Annotated in this window: 18 protein-coding genes; 12 read left to right on the top strand and 6 right to left on the bottom strand. The window is 66.6% G+C overall.

Annotated features, from left to right (window positions below; translation table 11 throughout):
- Positions 1-37: 37 nt before the first annotated feature.
- The 10 genes from I71_RS21930 to I71_RS21890 all read left to right on the top strand — a co-directional run bounded on the left by I71_RS21930 (position 38) and on the right by I71_RS21890 (position 12597).
- Positions 38-1105 carry a polyamine ABC transporter substrate-binding protein gene (locus I71_RS21930; protein ID WP_042698157.1) on the top strand — a complete coding sequence of 356 codons (1068 nt, stop codon included), beginning with the start codon at positions 38-40 and terminating at the stop codon, positions 1103-1105.
- A 64-nt stretch (positions 1106-1169) separates the two neighbouring features.
- Positions 1170-2621 carry an FAD-binding oxidoreductase gene (locus tag I71_RS21925; protein WP_042698153.1) on the top strand — a complete coding sequence of 484 codons (1452 nt, stop codon included), beginning with the start codon at positions 1170-1172 and terminating at the stop codon, positions 2619-2621.
- A gap of 39 nt (positions 2622-2660) precedes the next feature.
- Positions 2661-3962, top strand: coding sequence for an FAD-binding oxidoreductase (locus tag I71_RS21920; RefSeq protein ID WP_244433979.1), 1302 nt, complete (start codon positions 2661-2663; stop codon positions 3960-3962).
- A gap of 655 nt (positions 3963-4617) precedes the next feature.
- A complete protein-coding gene (locus I71_RS21915) occupies positions 4618-5055 on the top strand; it encodes a DUF983 domain-containing protein (protein ID WP_280109906.1) in 438 nt (145 codons plus the stop codon).
- 54 nt (positions 5056-5109) lie between these two features.
- Positions 5110-5250 carry a hypothetical protein gene (locus tag I71_RS38895; RefSeq protein ID WP_199902229.1) on the top strand — a complete coding sequence of 47 codons (141 nt, stop codon included), beginning with the start codon at positions 5110-5112 and terminating at the stop codon, positions 5248-5250.
- Positions 5251-5564: 314 nt separating this feature from the next.
- A complete protein-coding gene (locus I71_RS21910) occupies positions 5565-7382 on the top strand; it encodes an ABC transporter ATP-binding protein (RefSeq protein ID WP_085940764.1) in 1818 nt (605 codons plus the stop codon).
- Positions 7383-7431: 49 nt separating this feature from the next.
- Positions 7432-8967, top strand: a complete 1536-nt coding sequence (locus tag I71_RS21905) for an ABC transporter substrate-binding protein (RefSeq protein WP_042698145.1) — start codon at positions 7432-7434, stop codon at positions 8965-8967.
- Between the two features lie 98 nt (positions 8968-9065).
- Entirely contained in the window at positions 9066-9989 is a 924-nt protein-coding gene (locus tag I71_RS21900) for an ABC transporter permease (RefSeq protein WP_042698142.1), read from the top strand.
- A 5-nt stretch (positions 9990-9994) separates the two neighbouring features.
- Positions 9995-10849 (top strand): ABC transporter permease, encoded by an 855-nt coding sequence (locus tag I71_RS21895; protein ID WP_042698195.1) that lies wholly within the window; start codon positions 9995-9997, stop codon positions 10847-10849.
- Positions 10846-12597 (top strand): M14 family metallopeptidase, encoded by a 1752-nt coding sequence (locus tag I71_RS21890; protein WP_042698139.1) that lies wholly within the window; start codon positions 10846-10848, stop codon positions 12595-12597. The genes I71_RS21895 and I71_RS21890 overlap by 4 nt, the downstream gene beginning before the upstream one ends.
- 139 nt (positions 12598-12736) lie before the next feature.
- Here I71_RS21890 and I71_RS21885 read toward each other — a convergent pair whose 3' ends face one another.
- Both I71_RS21885 and I71_RS21880 read right to left on the bottom strand, forming a co-directional pair.
- The gene (locus I71_RS21885; RefSeq protein ID WP_083897310.1) at positions 12737-14140 is read right to left on the bottom strand and encodes an MFS transporter; all 1404 of its coding nucleotides are present in this window, start codon (positions 14138-14140) and stop codon (positions 12737-12739) included.
- Positions 14141-14307: 167 nt separating this feature from the next.
- Positions 14308-15240, bottom strand: coding sequence for a dihydrodipicolinate synthase family protein (locus I71_RS21880; protein ID WP_042698137.1), 933 nt, complete (start codon positions 15238-15240; stop codon positions 14308-14310).
- 222 nt (positions 15241-15462) lie between these two features.
- Between I71_RS21880 and I71_RS21875 the strand changes: the two genes are divergently transcribed.
- Positions 15463-16464, top strand: a complete 1002-nt coding sequence (locus I71_RS21875; protein ID WP_244433978.1) for a LacI family DNA-binding transcriptional regulator — start codon at positions 15463-15465, stop codon at positions 16462-16464.
- A 117-nt stretch (positions 16465-16581) separates the two neighbouring features.
- Here the strand turns inward: I71_RS21875 and I71_RS21870 are convergent, their stop codons facing one another.
- Positions 16582-16914, bottom strand: a complete 333-nt coding sequence (locus tag I71_RS21870; RefSeq protein ID WP_211098417.1) for a DUF302 domain-containing protein — start codon at positions 16912-16914, stop codon at positions 16582-16584.
- Between the two features lie 580 nt (positions 16915-17494).
- Here I71_RS21870 and I71_RS21860 point away from each other — a divergent pair.
- The gene (locus tag I71_RS21860) at positions 17495-18238 is read left to right on the top strand and encodes a cysteine hydrolase (protein WP_042698125.1); all 744 of its coding nucleotides are present in this window, start codon (positions 17495-17497) and stop codon (positions 18236-18238) included.
- 56 nt (positions 18239-18294) lie between these two features.
- Here the strand turns inward: I71_RS21860 and I71_RS21855 are convergent, their stop codons facing one another.
- Genes I71_RS21855 through I71_RS21845 form a run of 3 tightly spaced genes read right to left on the bottom strand, consistent with a single transcriptional unit; the run spans position 18295 to position 21040 of the window.
- Positions 18295-19080 (bottom strand): ABC transporter permease, encoded by a 786-nt coding sequence (locus I71_RS21855; protein ID WP_042698122.1) that lies wholly within the window; start codon positions 19078-19080, stop codon positions 18295-18297.
- A complete protein-coding gene (locus I71_RS21850; protein ID WP_199902228.1) occupies positions 19077-19925 on the bottom strand; it encodes an ABC transporter ATP-binding protein in 849 nt (282 codons plus the stop codon). The genes I71_RS21855 and I71_RS21850 overlap by 4 nt, the downstream gene beginning before the upstream one ends.
- Complete coding sequence (locus I71_RS21845) at positions 19922-21040, bottom strand: ABC transporter substrate-binding protein (protein WP_148294322.1); 1119 nt, start codon at positions 21038-21040, stop codon at positions 19922-19924. Before I71_RS21845 ends, I71_RS21850 begins: the two co-directional genes overlap by 4 nt.
- Between the last annotated feature and the right edge of the window lie 128 nt (positions 21041-21168).

Raw genomic sequence — 21168 nt, 5'->3', positions numbered from 1 at the left:
CATTCACCACTGCCGAACAAACGAGGGGGAAGTGCCCATGACCAAGACGACGTTCCTGACTTCGCGGCGCGGGCTGCTGAAGGGTGGTGCTGCCGGCCTCGCGGGCCTGGTGGCGGCCCCGGCGGTCTTCTCCCGCCGCGCCCATGCCGCCGACACCACCCTCACCGTCACCTCCTGGGGCGGCGACTACAACAAGATGGTGCGCGAAATCTTCGCCGATCCCTTCACCCAGGAGACCGGCATCAAGGTCGTGCTGGTCGACAACGGCGACATGGCCAAAGTGAAGGCGCAGGTGCAGAGCAAGGCCGTGCAGTGGGACGTCATCGATGCCCCCGCCGCCTTCGCCACCTCCGGCGCCCGCGACAAACTGTGGGAGGAGCTCGACCTCTCGATCGTCAAGCCCGGTCCGCTGGTGCAGGCTCCGGCCGCCGACTATATGCCGCTCTATCTCTACAGCGGCGGGCTGGTCTGGGACGGCAAGCGCTCTCCCGACGGAAAGCATCCCGTCGATTTCGCCGGTTTCTACGACATCGCGCGCTTCCCCGGCCGCCGGGTGATGCGGTCGCTGGCGTCGGAAACGCTGGAAGCGGCGCTGATCGCCGACGGCGTCGCGCCGAAGGATCTCTATCCGCTCGACGTCGAACGGGCGTTCCGCATGCTCGACCGCATCAAGCCGCATGTCAGCAAATGGGCGGCCACCACCCCCGATCAGGTGAATGCCATCGTCCAGGGTGAGGCCGATTTCTCCTACAGCTATTTCAACCGGGTGAAGTCGGCCCAGAAGGCGGGCGCCAGCCTGGACTTCTCCTTCGCGCAGACGATCAATTCGCTCGACTATTTCGCCGTTCCCAAGGGCACGAAGAACAAGGAGGCGGCGATGCGCTTCATCGACTTCTGCCTGCGGCCCGACCGTCAGGTCGCCTGGGCGACGCGCGGCTACTACCTGCCGAACAGCGTCGCGGCTCTGGACGAGGTGAAAGCCGGGCCGGCCAGCCAGTATCTGCCCGACCTCACCAACGGCAAGAACGTGATCGTCGACTCCCACTGGTGGAGCGAGAACTACACGGCGATGCAGAAACGCTATGCCGAGTGGATGCTGACCTGACCGCCGGCGGGTTCCGGCCTCCGTCTCGCTCTTCACCCTTGCCGCTGCCATCGGTGCGAATGCCATGTCCTACGATGCCTGTCTTGCCGACACCTTTCTTGCCGAATTGGCCTCGATCGTCGGGGAGCGGTATGTCGTCACCGCCGCCGCCGACACCGCTGCTTTCCTCACCGACCACCGCGGCCGCTACACCGGCCAGGCGTTGGCGGTGGTCAAGCCGGCGAACACGGCGGAAGTGTCCCGCGTGGTGAAGGCCTGTGCCGCGGCCGGGGTCGCCATCGTGCCGCAGGGCGGCAACACCGGCCTGTGCGGCGCCGCCACGCCGATGGGACCGCGGCCGAGCATCGTCCTGCGTCTCGACCGCATGAACCGGATCCGTGCGGTCTCCGCCGCAGAGGAGACGATCACGGTGGAGGCGGGCTGCATCCTCGCCGAGATCCAGGCGGCGGCCGCCCGTGACGGGCTGCTGTTCCCGCTGAGCCTCGGCGCCGAGGGCAGCTGCCAGATCGGCGGCAACATCGCCACCAATGCCGGCGGCATCGCCGTGCTGCGCTATGGCAACATGCGCCAGCTCGTGCTCGGGCTGGAGGTCGTGCTGGCCGACGGAACGGTGCTCGACGGCCTGCGCCGGCTGCGCAAGGACAATTCGGGCTACGACCTCAAGCAGCTTTTCGTCGGTGCCGAGGGAACGCTCGGCATCGTCACCGCCGCGTCGTTGAAGCTGTTCCCGGCCATCCGTTCGCGCTCCATCGCGATGATGCAGATAGCGAGCGTGGCGGATGCGCTGACCCTGTTCACACAGGCACGCAAGACCTTCGGCGAGCGGATCTCCAGCTTCGAGATCATCGGCTCGTCCTATATGGACTTTGTGCTGAACTATGTGACCGGCACGATGATGCCTTTCGCCCAGCCGGCCCCCTGGTACCTGCTGCTGGAGGTGGGGGAGTCGCGGCCCGATGCCCCGCTCGCAGCGGACATGGAGGCCTTCCTCGGCGAGGTCTTCGAGGCCGGTCTGGTCAGCGACGCCGTCATCGGCTCCAGCCTCGCCCAGGAGGAGGCGATCTGGAAGCTGCGCCATGGCGTCACCGGCGAATTCAAACTCGCCGGCAAAACCATGTCGCACGACACCTCGGTCCCGGTCGCCGAGCAGCCGGCCTTCGTCGAGCGGGTCGAAGCGGCGGTGCTCGCCGCCTATCCCGACGCCAATGTGATGATGGTCGGCCATATCGGCGACGGCAACATCCATGTCGTCGTGCTGTTCCCGCACGAGCGGTTCGCCACCGCCGAGGCGTTCGAGGCGGCGTCGGACGAAATCGACGTGATCATCGACGACATTGCGATGGACCTCGGTGGCAGCATCACGGCCGAGCATGGCGTCGGCTACACCTACCGCAAGCGGCTGGCACGGACCAAGAACCCCGACGAACTCATGCTGATGCGCGGGATCAAGCAGATGCTCGACCCGAACGGGCTGATGAATCCGGGCAAGATCTTCCTGCCGGCCGAACCGGCCTGAGGGGACCACGGAAAAGTCGTTCCCGTCCGGAAAGCCGCCATGATGACCCAGCCCTTCTCCATGCCGCCCGCCATGCCGCCCAACGTCTATTCGCTCGACGCGCCCCCGGCGACGCCGACCCCGCCGCTCGACGGCTCGCGCCGGGCATCGGTGGCAATCGTCGGAGGTGGCATCGTCGGCCTGACGACGGCGCTTCATCTGGCGGAGGCCGGGGGCGACGTCGTTGTGATCGACCAGGGGGAACCTGGCTGGGGGGCCTCGGGGAACAACGGCGGCCAGCTCAATCCCGGACTGAAGTTCGACCCCGACACCATCGAGCGGGTCTGGGGTCCCGACCTCGGCCCCCGGATGGTCCGGTTCGCCTATGAGACGACCGACCGGACCTTTGCGCTGATCGACCGGCTGGGCATTGCCTGCGAGGCGCGGCAGAGCGGCACGCTCCGGGTGGCGCGCAGCGCCATCTCGACGGGCGGCGTGGCGACGACGGCACGCCAGTGCATCGACCGGGGCATGCCGGTGTCCTTCCTCGACCGGGAGGAGACGGCCGGCGCCACCGGAACCTCGGCCTATCACGGCGCGATGCTCGACCGGCGCGGCGGCCACTTGAACCCGCTTGCCTATGTCCGTGGCCTCGCGGCGGCGGCCATTGCCGCCGGTGCCGCGGTCCATGGCCGCACGCCGGCGCTGGCGCTGAACCGGCGTTCCGGAGGCTGGTCCATCGAAACGCCCACCGGCACCATCGAGGCCCAAAAGCTCCTGATCGCCACGAACGGCTTCACCGGCGACCTCTGGCCGGGGCTGCGACGCACGGTGGTGCCGGTGTTCAGTGCTATCGCGGCGAGCGAGCCGCTCGATGCCGAGCGCCTGCGGGGGATCCTGCCGGACCGTCCGGCGGTCTACGAAAGCGGCCGGATCACCGTCTATTACCGGATCGATGGCAGGGGGCGGCTGCTGATGGGCGGGCGCGGACCGATGCGGCCGATAGCCACGCCGGCACCGCTCGCCTATCTGACCGACTATGCGGAGGCGTTGTGGCCGCAGCTTGCCGGTCTGCGCTGGACCCATGGCTGGAACAGCCGGCTCGCCATGACCAAGGACCATTGGCCCCACCTGCACGAGCCGGCGCCGGATGTGCTCGCCTATCTCGGCTGCAACGGACGCGGCGTGGCGCTGGGGACGGCGATCGCCGAACAGTTGGCGCGGCGGTTGATCGATGGACAGGCTGCCAGGCTCGACCTGCCGGTTGTCGAGCCGAAGGCGATCCGTTTCCACGCGCTGTGGCCGCTGGGCGTCTGGAGCATCGTCCAGCACGGCCGCATCCTGGACCGTCTGGGCCTTTGAAAGCAGGCAACGGCGACGCCACCATGGACCGGTTGAAAATATGCGCCGCCACCGTCGACTTGTCGGTCACCCGGTCACCCGGTCACCCGGTCGCCAGGGCCAGCGGCAAGGGGGCAAGGGACGGTGTGACGAAGCGCCCGAATCCCCCACCCACGCCGGCCGCCAGTATCCCGCCGAGACCATCGCGACGGCGCTGTGCGCCTTTATGTCCCCATTCCCCTCAGCCCGCGGATGGTGGAAGGAGATGACTGCGGCCTTGCCAAGTGCGCCGCGGGCGGGCTGGTGAGAGCGGACATCTCCTGTAGATGCATACAATCATGGCCCGCAATGCCGTATTGTATGTAAATGATGGTGAGGCCTGCAGCGCTCCGCCGTCGATCTGGTTCGGGTGCCGACCATCGGTCGCGCGGCAGGCCCGGTGTACCGTTCCCTCCTTTCCGTGTTGCTTTTGCATTCCGAAGGGTCGTCGGACTCTGCGCGCGGCATTGCGCCAAGTGGCCGGCCTTCTGGCCGGGTCTCCTGCCATATCTCCCATGCTTGTATGAATCGCATCGGTGCACTGCATGCATTTTAGTTGACGCTGCAGGTCTCAGCGGCGCATACAATCGCGTATTGCATGCAGACACTGCGCTGCCGGTGCTTCCCGAAGGAACGCATGATGTCATCCGAACAGGAGTGGGCGGCTCTTCCGCCTCTCAGCACCGGCCCGTATGGTCGCTGCCCACGCTGTGGCAAGGGTCATCTGTTCAGCGGCTTCCTGACGCTGCGCTCCCACTGCGAGGTCTGTGGCCTGGACTATTCCTATGCCGATCCGGCCGACGGCCCCGCCTTCTTCGTCATCTGCTTCGCCTGTATTCCCACGGTCATCCTGGCGCTCTGGATCGAGGTGAGGTTTGAGCCTCCCTACTGGGTGCACCTCGTCACGACATTGCCGTTCCTGTTGCTGACCTGTATTCCGCCCTTGCGGCCGTTGAAGGGTTGGCTGGTGGCCAGCCAGTACTTCTACAAGGCCGAGGAAGCCCGTTTCGGGACAGCCGCGCCAACCCAACCGCCTGTGGCCCCGACCGCAGACAAAGACCCGCACTCGGCCTGACTGGCGTCGGATTCTTCCGACGGCGGTTGGTGTCATAGCCTGGAGGTAATCGAAATGTATGACTGGTTCCCTTTGGTTTTCTTTCCGTTCAAGATTATCGTGCTTGGCACGGGCATGTTCTTCGCCATCAAGTGGCATCACGATCAAGCGAAGAAGGAAAGGGCGAAGAAGAACAACGAAAGCAGCGGGCTGTGAGCGCCCGTCCAGCACACCCCTGAGCCACGGTCGGGGACCTCGGATATCGAAGACGTCCTGTTGCCAGGGACGAAGCGGTCCCTGGCGAGGCTCCCGGCAACAACCCGTCCAGAACCGACGTGACGGCGCCCTGATCCGCAGGCCCGGCGGGGGCCGGATGATAACATTCGCTGCGGTTATCGATCAGAAATAATACATTGACGGGACTGGTGAATCCGGGAAACCTCGGGTCTCCTGACGATAAGGACACCAAGGTTCCGCGCCCGATGCAGTCATCCACCCGGAACTCCTCTCCGACTTCCGCGCCGCCAGCCATGACGCCTCTGCTCACCGTCGAGAACCTGTCCGTCGCATTCGGCGGGCAACGGGTCATCGACGATCTGAGCTTCCGCGTTCATCCCGGCCGGACTCTCGCCATTGTCGGCGAGTCGGGGTCGGGCAAGTCGGTGACGTCGCTGTCGGTGATGCGGCTCGCCGACATGGCGGGCGCGCGTTTTCCCTCCGGCCGTATCCTGTTCGAGGGCAGCCGGGGGCCGCGCGACCTGCTGGCGGCCACGCAGAAGGAGATGCGGGCGATCCGGGGCAAGGAGATCGCCATGATCTTCCAGGAACCGATGACCTCGCTGAACCCCGTCTTCACCATCGGCGATCAGATCGGCGAGACGCTGATCCTGCACGAAGGCATGGGCAAGGCCGCGGCGGCGGACGAGGCCCGCCGGCTGCTCGACATGGTCCGCCTGCCCGATGCCGCCCAGATCCTGAAGCGCTACCCGCACCAGCTCTCGGGCGGCATGCGCCAGCGGGTGATGATCGCCATGGCGCTGGCCTGCCGGCCCAGGCTGCTGATCGCCGACGAACCGACCACCGCGCTCGACGTGACGATCCAGGCGCAGATCCTGACCATCATGCGCGACCTCCAGGCCGAACTCGGCATGGCGATGATGTTCATCACCCACGACATGGGCGTGGTGGCCGAGATGGCGGATGACGTCGTCGTCCTGTGGAGGGGCCGCAAGGTCGAGGAGGGACCCGCCGCCGACCTCTTCGCCACCCCGCGCCAGCCCTACACCCGTGCTCTGCTGGCCGCCGTGCCGCGGTTGGGTGCCATGGCCGGGCAGGACCATCCCCGCCGCCTGCCCTTGACCGTTCTCGATGGTGACCACGTCACCGTCATGGGCGAGGCCCGGGTGCAGGATACGGCCGACTACAACGCCGCTCCCCTGCTGTCGGTCCGCGACCTGTCCGTCCGGTTCAAGTCCAGGACCAACTGGCTTGGGCGCGCGACGCATCAGGTCCATGCGGTGACGCAGGTCTCCTTCGACATCCATCCGGGCGAGACGCTGGCGTTGGTCGGAGAGTCCGGCTCCGGTAAATCGACCATCGGACGCACCATCCAGCAATTGCAGGAGGCGACCTCCGGCCGCATTGCGTTCCGCGGCCGCCCCCTGTCCGAAATGGGTGCTGCGGACCGCAACCGGCTGCGGCGCGACGTCCAGTACATCTTCCAGGATCCCTTCGCCTCGCTCGACCCGCGCAAGACGGTCGGCTTCTCGGTGGCGGAGCCGATCCGCACCCATGGCCTGCTCGACGACGAGCGCGAGATCCGCAAACGGGTGGACGGCCTGCTGGAGCGGGTCGGGCTGTCTCCCGCCCACGCCGCCCGCTACCCGCATGAATTCTCCGGCGGCCAGCGCCAGCGCGTCTGCATCGCCCGCGCGCTCGCCTCCGACCCCAAGCTGATCATCGCCGACGAGGCGCTGTCGGCGCTCGACGTGTCGATCCAGGCGCAGGTCATCAACCTGTTCATGGATCTTCAGGCCGAACGCGGCCTCGCCTATCTGTTCATCAGCCACGACATGGCGGTGGTGGAGAAGATGAGCCATCGGGTGGCCGTCCTCTTCCTTGGCCAGATCATGGAGATGGGAAGCCGGCGGCAGATCTTCGAAAGCCCGGCGCACGACTACACGCGCCGCCTGCTGTCCGCGGTTCCGATCGCCGATCCGGCGCGGCGGAGCCGCCGCGCCCTGCTGGACGGGGAGATCCCGAGCCCGGTCCGTGCCGTCGGCGACGACCCGGCGGTCCTGCCGCTGGACGAGGTGCAACCGGGCCATTTCGTCCGCCGGAGCGCATGACCCGGCATCAAATCAACCAACAACAACCATCGATCAAGGAACAGGTGTCATGGCATTGGGTGTGAAGGGGATCAAAACCGCGCTCATGGCGGCGCTGTTGGCCGGAGCGGCGTTCGCGGCGACGCCCGCGGATGCCGCCGGGAAGCTGACGATCTCGTCGCCGCAGGATCCCGGAAGCTGGGACCCGATCGACACCTTCCTGGTCAACTGGGCCTCGGTCGGCACCAACATCTTCGACGGGCTGACCTACCGCGGCCCGGACCGCAAGCTGGTGCCCGGGCTGGCCGAATCCTGGACCGAGATGGACGGCGGCAAGCGCATCCGCTTCAAGCTGCGCAGCGGCGTGACCTTCCACAACGGCGAGCCGTTCAACGCCGCCGCCGTGAAGTTCACCTTCGACCGGCTGCTGGGCGAGGAAGGGGCGAAGGGGCCGCAGCGCTCCAACTACACCGCCATCGACAGCGTCGAGGTCATCGACGACACCACCGTCGATCTCAAGCTCAAGGCGCCCGACCCGGTCCTGCTGACCAAGCTGGCCGGCTATGGCGCGATGATCGTGCCGCCGAACTATATCAAGGAGAAGGGCGACGCCTTCTTCAACGTCAACCCGGTCGGCACCGGGCCGTTCAAGTTCGTCTCCTACGCTCCCAAGACCGGCATCAAGCTGGAGGCCAACCCCGACTACTGGGGCGGCGCGCCGAAGCTGTCGGAGGTCGAGTACCGCTTCATCACCGAGCCGGCGACCGCCGTCGCCGAGCTTCAGGCCGGCCGCGTCGACGTCGTGCTGCCGCCGACCATTCCCATCGGCATGGTCCCGGTGATCCAGGCCGATCCGAAGCTGACGCTGCTGAGCGTGCCGGGTCCGACGGTGGATGCCCTGCGTTTCAACACCAAGAGCGGCATCACCGCCGATCCGCGGGTGCGCAAGGCGCTGACCATGGCGGTGGACCGCGCCGCCATCGTCAAGTCGATCCTGGCCGGCCAGGCCTCGGAGATCGCCAGCTTCCAGGGCGAGCTGTCCTTCGGCTACGACCCGGCGCTGAAGCCGCTGCCCTACGATCCGAAGGGCGCTCAGGCCCTGCTGGCCCAGGCCGGCGTGAAGCCGGGCGCCACGGTGCAGATCGACATCCGCGGCAACGACGCCACGATGAACGAGGTGGCGCAGGCCGTCGCCGCCTATCTGGGTGCCGTCGGCGTCGTCGCGACGATCAAGCCGTACGAGACCAACGTGCTGCTGAACGACATCATCCCGCAGGGCAAGACCGGCGCGATGTTCCAGCAGAAATGGGGCGGCTGGACCTTCGACTACGACAACACCGCCTACGCCATGTACCATTCCGGCGAAAAGTGGAATCCGTACGAGCAGGACGCCGATCTGGACAAGCTGCTGGAATCGCAGCGCGCCATCACCGACGCGGCGGAGCGCGAGCGCATCCTGAAGCAGATCGCCCATACCGTCGCGGACAAGGCGCTGGAGATGCCGCTCTACAACTCCAACGCCATCTACGGCATCGCCAAGCGGGTTAAGAACTTCCCGCCGGCTTCGGACAACCGTCCGAAGCTGACCGAAGTGACCGTGGACTGACCGCGCATCCGGCGCCGCCCTTCCCTTCCGGGGAGCGGCGGCGGCGGATTTGGTTGCGCTCCATTTTGTCAGGCCCGTTTTTTCCAAGGTGGCACGTCTTGGCCGGTTTCCTTCTCAAGCGCCTGATCCAGGCGGTCTTCGTCATGGTGGTGGTGACGCTGGTCGTCTCCGTCGCGATCCGCCTGACGGGTGATCCGGCCCTCATGCTCACGCAAGGGGCGGGCAGCATCACCGAACAGGATCTGGAGCGCATCCGCGAGGCGCTGGGGGTCAACCGGCCCTTCCTCGTCCAGTATGGCGGCTTCCTGACCGGGCTGCTGCGGTTCGACTTCGGCAACAGTTTCCTCGGCGGCACGCCAGTGTCCCGGCTGATCGCCGACGCGCTGCCGGCCACGCTGCTGCTGGCGGTGGTGTCGATGGCGGTTTCCATCGCCCTGTCCATCCCGCTCGGCATCCGGGCGGCGACCTCGCGGGGCGGGGTGGCCGATCAGGCGATCCGCATCCTGTCGCTGGTCGGGCTGTCGGTGCCCAACTTCTGGCTGGCAACGATGCTGGTGCTGCTGTTCGCCATCACCTTGGGCTGGCTGCCGCCGAGCGGCATGGAGGGGCCGTCGAACTTTATCCTGCCGGCGGTCACCATGGGCGTCATCCTGACCGCGACCAACGTTCGGCTGGTGCGCAGCGCCATGCTGGAGACCCTGCAGTCGCAGTATGTCATGGTGGCGCGCGCCAAGGGGTTGAGCGAGGGCAAGGTTCTTTACAAGCATGCGCTGCGCAACTGCGCCATCCCGCTGATCACCTATTTCGGCCTGCAGTTCGGCGGTCTGCTGGGCGGCATTGTCGTGGTGGAGCGCGTCTTCAACTGGCCGGGGCTCGGCACGCTGGCCTTCGATGCGGTGGCGGCGCGCGACTACCCGGTGCTCCAGGGCGTCATCACCGTCCTGTCGCTGCTGATCGTCGGCGTCAACCTGCTGGTCGACATCGCCTACGGGCTGGTCGATCCGCGCATCCGGACTTCGTGACCGCCATGGCCGCTGCGCTTTCCTTCCTGCGTTCCCCGCGCTTCCGCAACCTGGAATTCCTGCTCGGCGCATCGCTGACCCTGGTCATCTGCCTGGCCGTGCTGTTCTCCGACCAGCTGTTCCCCGGGGGGGCGGACAGGATGGACCTGATGGCCCGTCTGGCCCCGCCCTTCCGGACCGCGGTGCACCCACTGGGCACCGACCCCCTGGGGCGCGACGTGCTGGCGCGCGTGGTGGCGGGGGGCAAGATCTCGCTGCTGGTCGGCTTCATCTCGGTCGCCGGGGCGGTGGTGATCGGCGTGCTGATGGGGCTGATCTCCGGCTATTACCGCGGCATCTGCGACATGGTGGTGATGCGCTTCGCCGACGTGCAGCTGGCGCTGCCCTTCATCCTGCTGGCGATCACCTTCATCGCCATCGTCGGCGGCAGCCTGACCAACACCATCCTCCTGCTGATCCTGTCGCAGTGGGTGCAGTATGCCCGCCTCGTCCGCGGCTCCGTCCTGGCCTTGCGCGAGCGGGAGTTCATCCAATCCGCCCGCGCCATCGGGGTGAAGGACTGGCGGATCATCGTCCAGCACCTGCTGCCGAACCTGATCGGCCCGGTGATCGTGCTGCTGACGCTGAACGTCGCCAACAACATCCTGCTGGAAAGCAGCCTGACCTTCCTCGGACTCGGCATCGATCCGACCATTCCCAGCTGGGGCGGCATGCTGGCGTCGGGGCGCACCTATCTCCAGGTCGCCTGGTGGGTCAGCGTCTTCCCCGGCCTTGCCATCCTTCTGACCGTGCTGGGCCTGAACCTGCTCGGCGACTGGCTGCGCGACAGCCTCGACCCCACCGGGAGAACGTCACGATGACCGTCCTGTTCGAAGCCTCGTTCGAGCGGACGCTCGACCTGCTGCAAGCCCGCCTGGAGAACATCCCTCCGGCCGCCCCGGTGGAGGCCTGGACCTTCGACGACGCACCGAGCCGTCGGGCCTGCGAACGGCGCCTCGCGGAGCGCGGCGTCTCCGCGCGTGTTCGCAGCGCCTACAAGCCCCTGCTGCATTTCTTTCTGGAGGAGGTCGGGCGGCAGGATCTGGCGTCCGTGACCGTCGCCTATCCGGTCCACCCGCAGACTCCGGCGAACCGCTTCCTGCTGGAGGCCTATCCGCTGGCCGCCCTACTGGACGGGGCGGAGGTGACGTTCCGCCCGCGGGCGGACGATGCGTTCAGGTATGACGTGACGCTGGCCTTCAAGGACGGCCGGCGGGAGGAGCGGCGGGTCGCCGCGCCCAACCGCGTCCACACCGACATGGCGGGGGAGACCAGTGTGTCGCCGACCGGCTGGCTGCGCTTGGGGGACGATGGCGAGGGGGAACGGCTGGAGACCGATTACGAGCGGCTGTTCGAGTCCACCATGACGGCCATTGCCGGCCACCCCTGGACCGGCGAGGAGCCTTATTTCGAGGAGCTGAGCATCCGCGTCGGCTATCCGGCGGCGGACGAGCCGCTGGGCTTCGCCGACGAGGTGGTCAGCCTGCGCGAGGCCTTGCACGAGGATCTCTACTTCTCCCTGCTGGAGGTGTTCCAGCGCAAGTCCGGCCGGCCGCTGGGCGACCGCGGGCTGAAGCCCGGCCAGATCGCGCCGGACATCGGGCTGAGCGATGGTGCCGTGCGGGTGCGGGTTGACCTGCGCCCGCTGTCGCGTGGCGCCAGCAGCTCCGCCGACGATCCCGTGGACGCCCCCTCGCTGGACCGCGCCGCTGCTCCAATCGGGGATGCGGCGATCCGTGCCGGATTGGAGCGGATCGGCGGCGAGCCGTTCGAGGCGGGGACGCGCAGCGGGCGCCGGGTGCTCGCCCGCTATGTGCGGGGCAGCGACGCGGCGGTGATGATCAGCGGCGGCCAGCACGCGAACGAGACGACCGGCGTGGTGGGCGCCCTGCGCGCGGCGAGCCGGCTGGTGCAGCGTCCAGGCGCGCATTTCACCGTGTCGCCCCTGGAGAACCCGGACGGCTATGCCCTGCATCAGCGGCTGCGCGCCGACAACCCGCGTCATATGCACCACGCGGCGCGCTACACCGCGCTCGGCGACGATCTGGAATACCGCAACCCGGCGGAGGCCGGACCCCATCTGAACGAAAAGGCCATCCGGCTGGAGGCGGAACGGCTGAGCGGTGCCCGTCTCCACCTGAACCTGCACGGCTACCCCTCGCATGAATGGACCCGGCCGCTGTCGGGCTATGTGCCGCGCAACTTCGCCATGTGGACCCTGCCCAAGGGCTTCTTCCTGGTGATGCGCCACCATGCGGGTTGGGAGACGGCGGCGGAGCGCCTGCTCGACCGGGTGACGGCGCATCTTGCCACGGTTCCGGGACTGGCTGCCCGCAACGCCGAACAGATCGCGCTCTACGAAATCCATGCCGGCGAGACCGGCTTCCGCCTCATCAACGGCTTCCCCTGCCTGTCGTCGCTGGACGAACGCAGCACGGTTCCCGTCACCTTGATCACCGAATATCCGGACGAAACCATCTACGGCGACGCCTTCATCCAGGGCCACACCGCGCAGATGGCGACGGCGCTTGCCGCCTACGAGGCGTGGCAGGAGCTTGTCGCGCGCTGACCGGCACCGATCGGAGGCCCTCATCCGGCACCGTCACGCCATCCAGGGCGTGGAAGGGGCGCCCCCGAGAGACACCGTCAACTCCTGTCCCGCGCTGTCGATGCCCGCGGGCTTGGCCCGTTCGATCGCCCTCGCCGGTTCAGGGCGACAGTTCTTCCAGAACCCGTCCCTTGGTCTCGATCGCGAAGAGGGTCGTTATGACCGCGCCGACCAGGGAGACGGCGGCGAAGGTGGCGAAGACATACTGGACGCCGGCCGACCCCATCAGCACGCCGACCAGAATGGGACCGGTGGAGGAACCGAGACGCAGCCAGGCACTGCCCAGCCCGGTGCCGAGTGCCCTCATGCGGGTCGGATAGAGTTCGGCGGAATAGAGGTAGAGCGAGAAGGTGATGGTCTGCAGGATCGCGTAGGCCAGCCCGGCGAGGATCAGCACTTCGAGCGGCGATGTGGCGCCGAGGACGGCGAGAGCCAGAAGCGGGAGCGGTGCGGCGAAGAAGGCGATCATGTACCAGCGCTTGCGCCCGACCTTGTCGATCAGCAGGGCGCAGGCGACCGATGCGACGACGCCGGCGACCGAGGTCAGCAGCCCGTACAGCAGGCTGGTTTCAAGCGGCAGGTTGAAGGTCTGCCGATACAGGGTCGGCAACCAGGTGATCATGCCGTTGGCGACGAGGTAGGAACAGAACCACATCGCCCAGATGGTGAAGGTGCGGCGGCGGTAGAAGCCGGAGAACAGCTCGCGCCAGTTGGAGCCGCTCTTCGCACGGGTCGCGACGGTCTTCGGGGTTTCCAGCCTGTGGCCCGAGGCGATGGCGCTCGCTTCGAGCTGGCGGACGATCCGGTCGGCTTCCGCGTAACGGCCCTTGGAGGCCAGCCAGCGCGGCGATTCCCTCATGAAGAAGCGGAACGGGATCAGGACGATGCCGGGAATGATGCCGACGAGGAACATCGCCTGCCAGCCATAGACAGGAACCAGCGCCCGGGCGATGAGGCCAGCGCCGACGAGGCCCAGCAGGAACATCACCTCGTAGAGCAGGAAAAAGCGGCCGCGCCCCGTCGAGCCGATGTATTCGTTGATGTAGGCACTGGCAACCGGAACCTCGCCACCCGTTCCGATGCCCTGGATGAAGCGGAGTGCCATCATCGATGCCGCGCCCCAGGCGAACAGACAGGCGACATCCATGCTGACGAACAGCAGGATGGTGAAGAGGAGGACGCTCAGCCGGCCGATCCGTTCGGCGAGCCAGCCGAAGAAGACGGCGCCGATCAACTGGCCCAGATAGCCCATCGACAGGATCAGGCCGGTCTGTTCCGGGCCCAGTCCCCATTCGCGAACCAGCACCGGCATCGCATAGGCGATGGCGATGACCGTGTAACCGTCGAAGAAGGTGGCGGCGCCGATGATGTTGCGGGTCCAGAACACGCGGCGGGTGATCGGAAGCCGTTCAAGCCGGGCGCTGATGTCGGCCTGTCCATCGAACATGCCGGCCGTGGCGCTGCGGGCAGTGGTGGCGACATCCTCGGATGTCTGCATGAGCATGGCGTTTCCTCTCAAGCCTGATTGTTTTGTTTTTTATTGCCGGAAGCCTTTGGCTGCCGGAGGCCGCCCAATATTGATTTCGCGGCGGCGATCCCTGGATTTCCGGATCGCCGCCAAGGGCGTAACAGGATGAAGGAGAGGCCACCCGTGGGGGGTGGCCCCGGCCTTTACGCGGCTAGGGCGTTCTGGATCACGGTCAGGCCCGACGCCTTCACGGCGGCGCGGATTTCCTCGTCGGCCCCGTCCCCCAGCGGCTTCAGCGGCTCGCGGACATTGACGTTGTCGATGAGGCCGCGGGCACGCAGGGCATGCTTCAGCGCGACCGAGCCTTCCATGTGCGAACCGCGATGGTAGACCGCGCGGGTGATCGGCAGCAGCTGCTCGTGGTACTTGCGGGCAAGCGGATAGTCCTGCGCCTTGCCGGCGGCGAGATACTCGATCAGCAGTTCCGGTGCCATGTTGCCGTAGCCCACCAGCAGGCCGTCGACGTCGAACATCGTCGGCAGCAGCCATTCGTCATGGCACGACATGATGGCGAGGTCCGGGAAGGCATTCTTCAGCGCCGGAATTTCATCGTACCAGCGCTTCATGTCGCGCACGCCGTTCTTGGTGGCGGTGACGCCCGGCACGGCGGCGATCTGAAGCTGGGTGTCGAGGTCGTAGTTGGCCTTGGTCACGGCCGGATACTGGAACAGGATGCACTCCAGGCCGGACTGGGCCACGGCCTTGTAGCGGTCCACGGGAGCGCCCTTCTGGTAGCCGAAGCGCAGCCAGCCGTGGTTCGGATAGACCAGGGCGCCGGTGGCGCCGGCCTCGAACTTCTCCTTGGCCTCCAGTTCGGCGACCTTGGTGCCTTCGCCGGTGATGCCGGCGACGACCGGCAGCGGCGTCGCGTCCTTGTAGACGCGGATCAGCTCAAGCTGCTCGTCATGCGTGAGGAAGGTCCCTTCGCCGGCATGGCCAAGGATGACCAGGCTCTTCACGCCGGGAATGGACGCCAGCCACTTCGCCAGGCGCGCGTTGCCATCGAAATCGACATCGCCGTTGTCCTTGAACAGCGTAACGGGCGCGGGGTTCAGCCCCTTCCAATCAATAGCCATGGTTGCATTGCCTTCCCTAGAAGGATCGTTGTCTGGGTTGGGGAATTCCCGGCGCCGACACCGGTTCGACTGCCTCTGGATCGTTACCGGGAACGTTCCCATCGTTAGGCTTGAACAATTTGCGAGTCAAGCGTTATCTTGATCTCCATGACATCTCCCCTGACGGTTCATGAAGGACGCGCTGTGTTCACCCGCGAAGAGCCACAAGAGAAGCAAAGCCGTGTGACACTGCATGACGTCGCCGCCGCGTCGGGCGTGTCGAAGTCGACCGTGTCGCGGATCCTCGACGAGCGTCTGCCCCGGTCCGACAACGAGACCGCCCGACGCGTCCGGCAGGTCGCGGCGGAACTCGGCTATGTGCGGGACGTCTCGGCGGCCAGCCTGCGCCGGGGGAACACCGACACGATCGGCGTCATCGTGCCGCGGCTGACCGACACGGTCATGGCGATGCTCTACGAGGCTCTGGCCCATGCCTGCGCCCGTACCGGACGTTTCGCCATCGTCGCAACGACCGACGACGAACCGCAGGCGGACCGTGCGGCGGCCAAGAGCCTTCTGCAGCGCGGCGTGGACGGGCTGGTGCTGTCGACGGCGCGGGAGGACGACGACTTCCCCATCCAATTGGAAACCCGTGGCGTTCCCTATGTTCTGGCCTTGCGGAGCGATGGCCGCAGCATGTCGTCGGTGGGAGACGACAAGCTTGGCGGTTACCTCGCCACCCGGCATCTCCTCGATCTTGGGCATCGCCGCATCGGCATCATCGCAGGCCCCGGTTACGCTTCGAGCAGCCGCGGCCGGCTTGCCGGTTACCGGTCGGCCATGATGGAGGCTGGTGCCGCGGTCGATCCTGACTGGATCGTCGAGTCGACCTTCGGGATCGACTCCGGCGCCGAGGCCGCCGACCGCCTGATGAGCGGCGCCACGCCGCCGACCGCGATTTTCGCCATGAACGACAACACGGCGATCGGTGCGTTGTCAGCGCTGGTCAAGCTTGGGCTGTCGGTTCCGGATGATGTTTCTCTGGTCGGCTACAATGACATTCCCATCGTCAGCCGGCTGTCCGTGCCGCTGACATCCGTCCGCGTTCCCTTCGACAGAATCGCCGCGGAGGCTCTGGACCTGCTGTCCCGGGGGGCGACGTCGGTCAATGACCGGATGCGGGTGGCGCCGCCCACCCTGATTCCACGCGCCTCGACGGCGCCTTGTCGAACGGTCGGCCGGTAGGCGAATTCCTGCCATCGCAACCACCCGCATTGGACGCCCCGGTGCGGCGTCGGGAGCGGAACCGTTCGGCTGAACCGCGCGGGAGCCGGGAGATGCGCGCTGCAAGCCTTCGGCTGTTCAGGCCGACGGATCCGCGCCGGTTGCCTCAGCCGCGGCCGCGGCAAGCGAGGCTCTCATTTTCTCCAGGATTTTCCCAATCCCGTCCTTTCTGCCGGCAATGCCATGCCGGTCGGCCATCCATGCCGGATCGTTGCAGGCGAGCCATGTGCGCCCGTCGTCGGAGCGCCAAACCAACGCTCTCAAGGGAAGATCGATGGCGAGGGTAGGGACAGCCTCCATCAGCGGCGTGCCTGCAGCCGGATTGCCGAAGACCAGCACCAGGGTCGGGCGCAGCTGGAGGCCGGACCGGGACGCGGCGGCGGCATGATCGATGCGGGCGACCACGGTCATACCGAGACCGGAGACCGCCGCCGCCATGCGTTCAGCCGTCTCGCCGGGGCTGTGGGGGCTTGGAAAAACCATCAGTCCGTCGACCGCCACGTCGGTGTCGGCGGCAGTGTGTGAAACCTTCATGTCGGTTGCTCCCGGGTGGCTCAATTCAACAGGACCGGATCGGCGTCGATCGTGAAACGCGGAAGGTGGCATTGGGGGACGGCGCAGATCCCTGCCGCCGTGAGAATGGGCCGGACATTCCGCCTGGCTTGTCCGACTATTCCCATGGAACGCCTGCCGATCTTGTGAAAAGCCCCCGTCGAATTGAACGAAAGCCGGACGCCGTGGATCGGTCGGTATCGAAACTGTGCAGCATTCAAATCAGCGTCGCCCTGTCCAAGACGATCCCGACCTGGATGGGCAGCATGGCCACCATGGTTCCTGACGTCGACCATGACGATCCGTTCGTCTTCGGGAACGGAACCGGCGGCGTCTCCCCGCGCCGCCGGCCGATCGTGCCGGACGGGGCTCCCTCCCCCGGAGTCCCGTCCGGCATGGGATCCCCTGCATACCATTTCCTGCAAAGAAGGAATTCATCATGGCCACCCGCATTCCGGCCGCCTATGCCGACCCCGTGTCCCCCGCTCTGCCGAAGGGTGAGATGGTCCTCGACCTTACCAGGACCGCGCTCGTCATCACCGACCCGCAGATCGATTTCCTCAGCCCGCAAGGTGCGGCCTGGGGTGCCTTCGGCGAGAGCATCACCGAGCATGGCACCGTCGGCAACATCGGCCGGCTGCTCGTCGCTGCGAAGGACGCCGGCATTCCGGTCGTGATTTCGCCGCACTATTATTACCCGCACGACCATGACTGGGACCATGCGGCTCCCGGCGAGGTGCTGATGCACAAGCTGCATATGTTCGACCGTCGCGACCCGCTGTCGCTTGAGGGGTTCGCCGGGTCGGGCGCCGACTGGATGCCCGAATACCACGATCTGATCCAGGACGGGCGGACCATCGTCTGTTCGCCCCACAAGATCGCCGGACCGCAGACCAACGACGTGCTGTTCCAGCTGCGCAAGAAGAAGGTTGATCAGGTCATTCTGGCGGGGATGGCCGCCAATTTCTGCGTGGAATCGCATCTGCGCGATTTCGTCGAGCATGGTTTCGAGGTTGCCGTCGTGCGCGACGCCACCGCCGCCAGCAAGCTGCCCGAAGGTGACGGCTATCTCGCGGCCCTGATCAACTTCCGCTGGCTGGCCAATGCCCTCTGGAGCACGGACGAGGCGGTCGAGCGGCTCGGCGTGTCCCACGCCGTCAACGCAGGCGGTCCGCGGCGCTGAATCCATTCCGGTGGTTGGTGGGGCCCGATCTCTTCGGGACCCCGACCGCCTCCCGTTCAGGAGCGGGAGGGCGCGCGGCGCGGCACCAGCAGCCGACGGAGCCCTGCCACCCCGGCGTAGAGCACGAGTCCCAGCAGGCAGAGCTGCAGGACGATGGCGAACATCTGTGCCGTTTCGTAGGAATTGATCCGGCTGACCAGCAGATATCCAAGCCCGTTGCTTCCCGATATGAACTCCGCCACCACGGTGCCGACGAGGGCCAGGACGATTCCGACCTCCAGGCCGGTGACGATGAAGGGCAGGGCATAGGGAAGCTCCAGGCGGCCGAGCAACTGGAAACGGCTGGCGTCGAAGGAGGCCATCACGTCGCGCAACCCCTCCGGCACCGACCGGATCCCGAGCAGCGTGTTCATCATGATCGGGTAGAAGGGCAGGATTGCGGATGTGAGGATCTTCGGGCCAAGACCGAACCCCATCCACACCACGAACAGCGGGATCAGCGCCACCTTCGGAAGAACCTGGAAGGCGACGATGAAGGGCTTCGACAGACGCTCCACCGTCGGCCACAGCGAGAGCAGGATGCCCGCGGCGACACCCAGGACGGTCGCCAGGAGAAAGCCGGCCAGGGTGCCGGCGAAGGTCATTGCGGTATGGCTCCAGGCCCGTCTGCTGGATAGCAGTGCCATCCATTCCTCCAGCACCGGCCTGGGGGCGGGCAGGATGAAGGGGGAGACACCCCAGGCGATGACGGCTCCGTGCCAGGCCAGCAGCCCGGCCGCCAACAGGCACGGCGTGACCAGCCACGGCAGCCAGACCGCATCGCGCAACCGGACCTTTTTCATGATTGCCCCATCAGTCCGGCCAGTCGTTCGTGCAGGTCGCGCACCATCCCCTGGAACTCCGGCGAATAGGTGAGATCGAGGGTGCGCGGCCTTGGAAAACCGACCTCGATCACGCTGTCGATGCGCCCCGGTCCCGGCGAGAACAGCACGATCCTGTCGGCCAGAAAGACCGCCTCCGCCATCGAATGCGTCACCAGGACGATGGTTTTGCCTGTCGTGAGCCAGAGCGTCTGGAGTTCCAGGTTCAGGGACTCGCGGGAGATCGCGTCGAGTGCCGCGAAGGGCTCGTCCATCAGCAGCACGTCGGGATCGTAGGACAGCGCCCGCGCAATGGCCACCCGCTGGCGCATCCCGCCGGAAATCTCGTGGGGCATCCGTGTGCCGATGTCGGCGGCACCGACCTGCGCCAGCATCGCCCGTGCGCTGGACAGCCGCCCTCCGCGCGGCATCCGCCCACGCAGATCCAGCGGCAGCCGGACATTCTCCTCAACCGTCAGCCAGGGAAACAGGGACGCGTCCTGGAAAACAAGCCCCAGTCGGGACCGCAGGTCCGCCCGGCAGCGTCCCCTGAACCACAAGGGGCTTCCGGCAATGTCGATGGCCCCGACGCTCGGCTCCAGCAATCCGCTGATCATGCGCAGCAGAGTGCTCTTGCCGCAGCCCGACGGCCCGAGGAACACGATGAACTCGCCGTCGGCGATCGACAGGCTGCTGGGCAGGAGCGCCGGCGCCGTTCCATCGCCGACATCGAAGGTCTTGCCGACCCCCGTCAAAGCGATCAGGGCCGGCCGCTCGCTGCTGCCACTGACGGCGCTATTGCTGCGCGCTCCGCCAATCCCGGTCACAGCGCGTCGATGAACCGGTTGGTGTAAAGATCCTCCTGCTTCAGGTTCTGCGGTGCGAACCCGCAGGAAACCATGAGGTCATAGGCGCTCTGCCAGCGCGTCGGCACGTTGCGCAGCAGGTTTTCCCGGCCGTCCGCCAGCAGGAATGCAATGTTCTCCTTGTAGATGGCGGCGGCGAAATCCTGGTTCCGGGCTTCGGCCATGTCGTAGCGCTCCATGGCCTTCAGTGCATCGGCGATCGCGACCTTGCCGTCGATCAGGTCGAGCAGCGCCGTGCGGACAGCGCGAAGGTAGCGCTGGATCAACGGCTGATGACGCTCGATCACGTCACGCTTGCCGGAGTAGCAGAAGCCGGGCGTCGGGGCGACCGTGTCGGTGTTCCACAGGTGAACGGGCTGGCCGCTCTTCCGCAAGGCGACCGCAATGCCGGCAGTCACGAAATAGGCGTCGATCCGGCCCTGGCGGATCAGATCGACCCCGGCCGGCGAGTTGCCCACGACCACCCGCTGGACGCCCGTGCGATCGACGCCGCGGCCCGCCAGCATGATGTCGAGCAGCGTTTCCGTGGTGCCGCCGACCGACTGGATGCCGACGGTCCGGTTCGCCATGTCCTGCGGCCCGGTCACCGGCCTGTCCTGCAGGCTCACCACGAACCAGGGAGAGGTCTGCTGCACCGTGCCGATGGCGACGAGATCGCGGCCTGCCGGCTGCCCGCTCGCCCGGATGTGATCGACCGCTCCGATGCGGGCAATCGTTGCGTTTCCGCCCAGGACCTGCTGCAAAGCCATGGAGGAGCCGCGGCCTTCCTCGATACCGACCCGCAGCCCTTCCCGTTCGAAATAGCCGGCCGCCTGTGTAAACAGCACATCGATGAAGGCGAGGATGAACTGGTTGGGCAGCACGACGGACAGGGTGTCCTGGGTCTGTGCGCCCAGCGGCCTTACCGTGGCCAGGAACGTGCCCGCCGCAGCGGCAGCCAGCACCTTCCGTCGATTTACCATCATGGTCGCTTCCATCAATCGAATCAAAGGCAAGGGCCCAGCCGTCTTTTCCGTCGGGATCCCAGAGGCGCTTGCCTGCAAAGGAATATTGCGGAGCTTAGGGCTGATTGCCAAGCATCCTTCGGATGCATCGGGGCATGGCGCCGATGCGCGTAAAGGGGTGGTGGCCTTTACAACGCTTTACTCGCTTACGGGCCTCCGCCCGGCCACACTCACCTCAGAACAACCCAGACAGGAGCAGG

This window comes from Azospirillum sp. B506, assembly GCF_000333595.1.
GTDB lineage: Bacteria > Pseudomonadota > Alphaproteobacteria > Azospirillales > Azospirillaceae > Azospirillum.
Note: the sequence above shows the minus strand (reverse complement) of the source record. Positions and strands in the feature narration are given on the sequence as shown.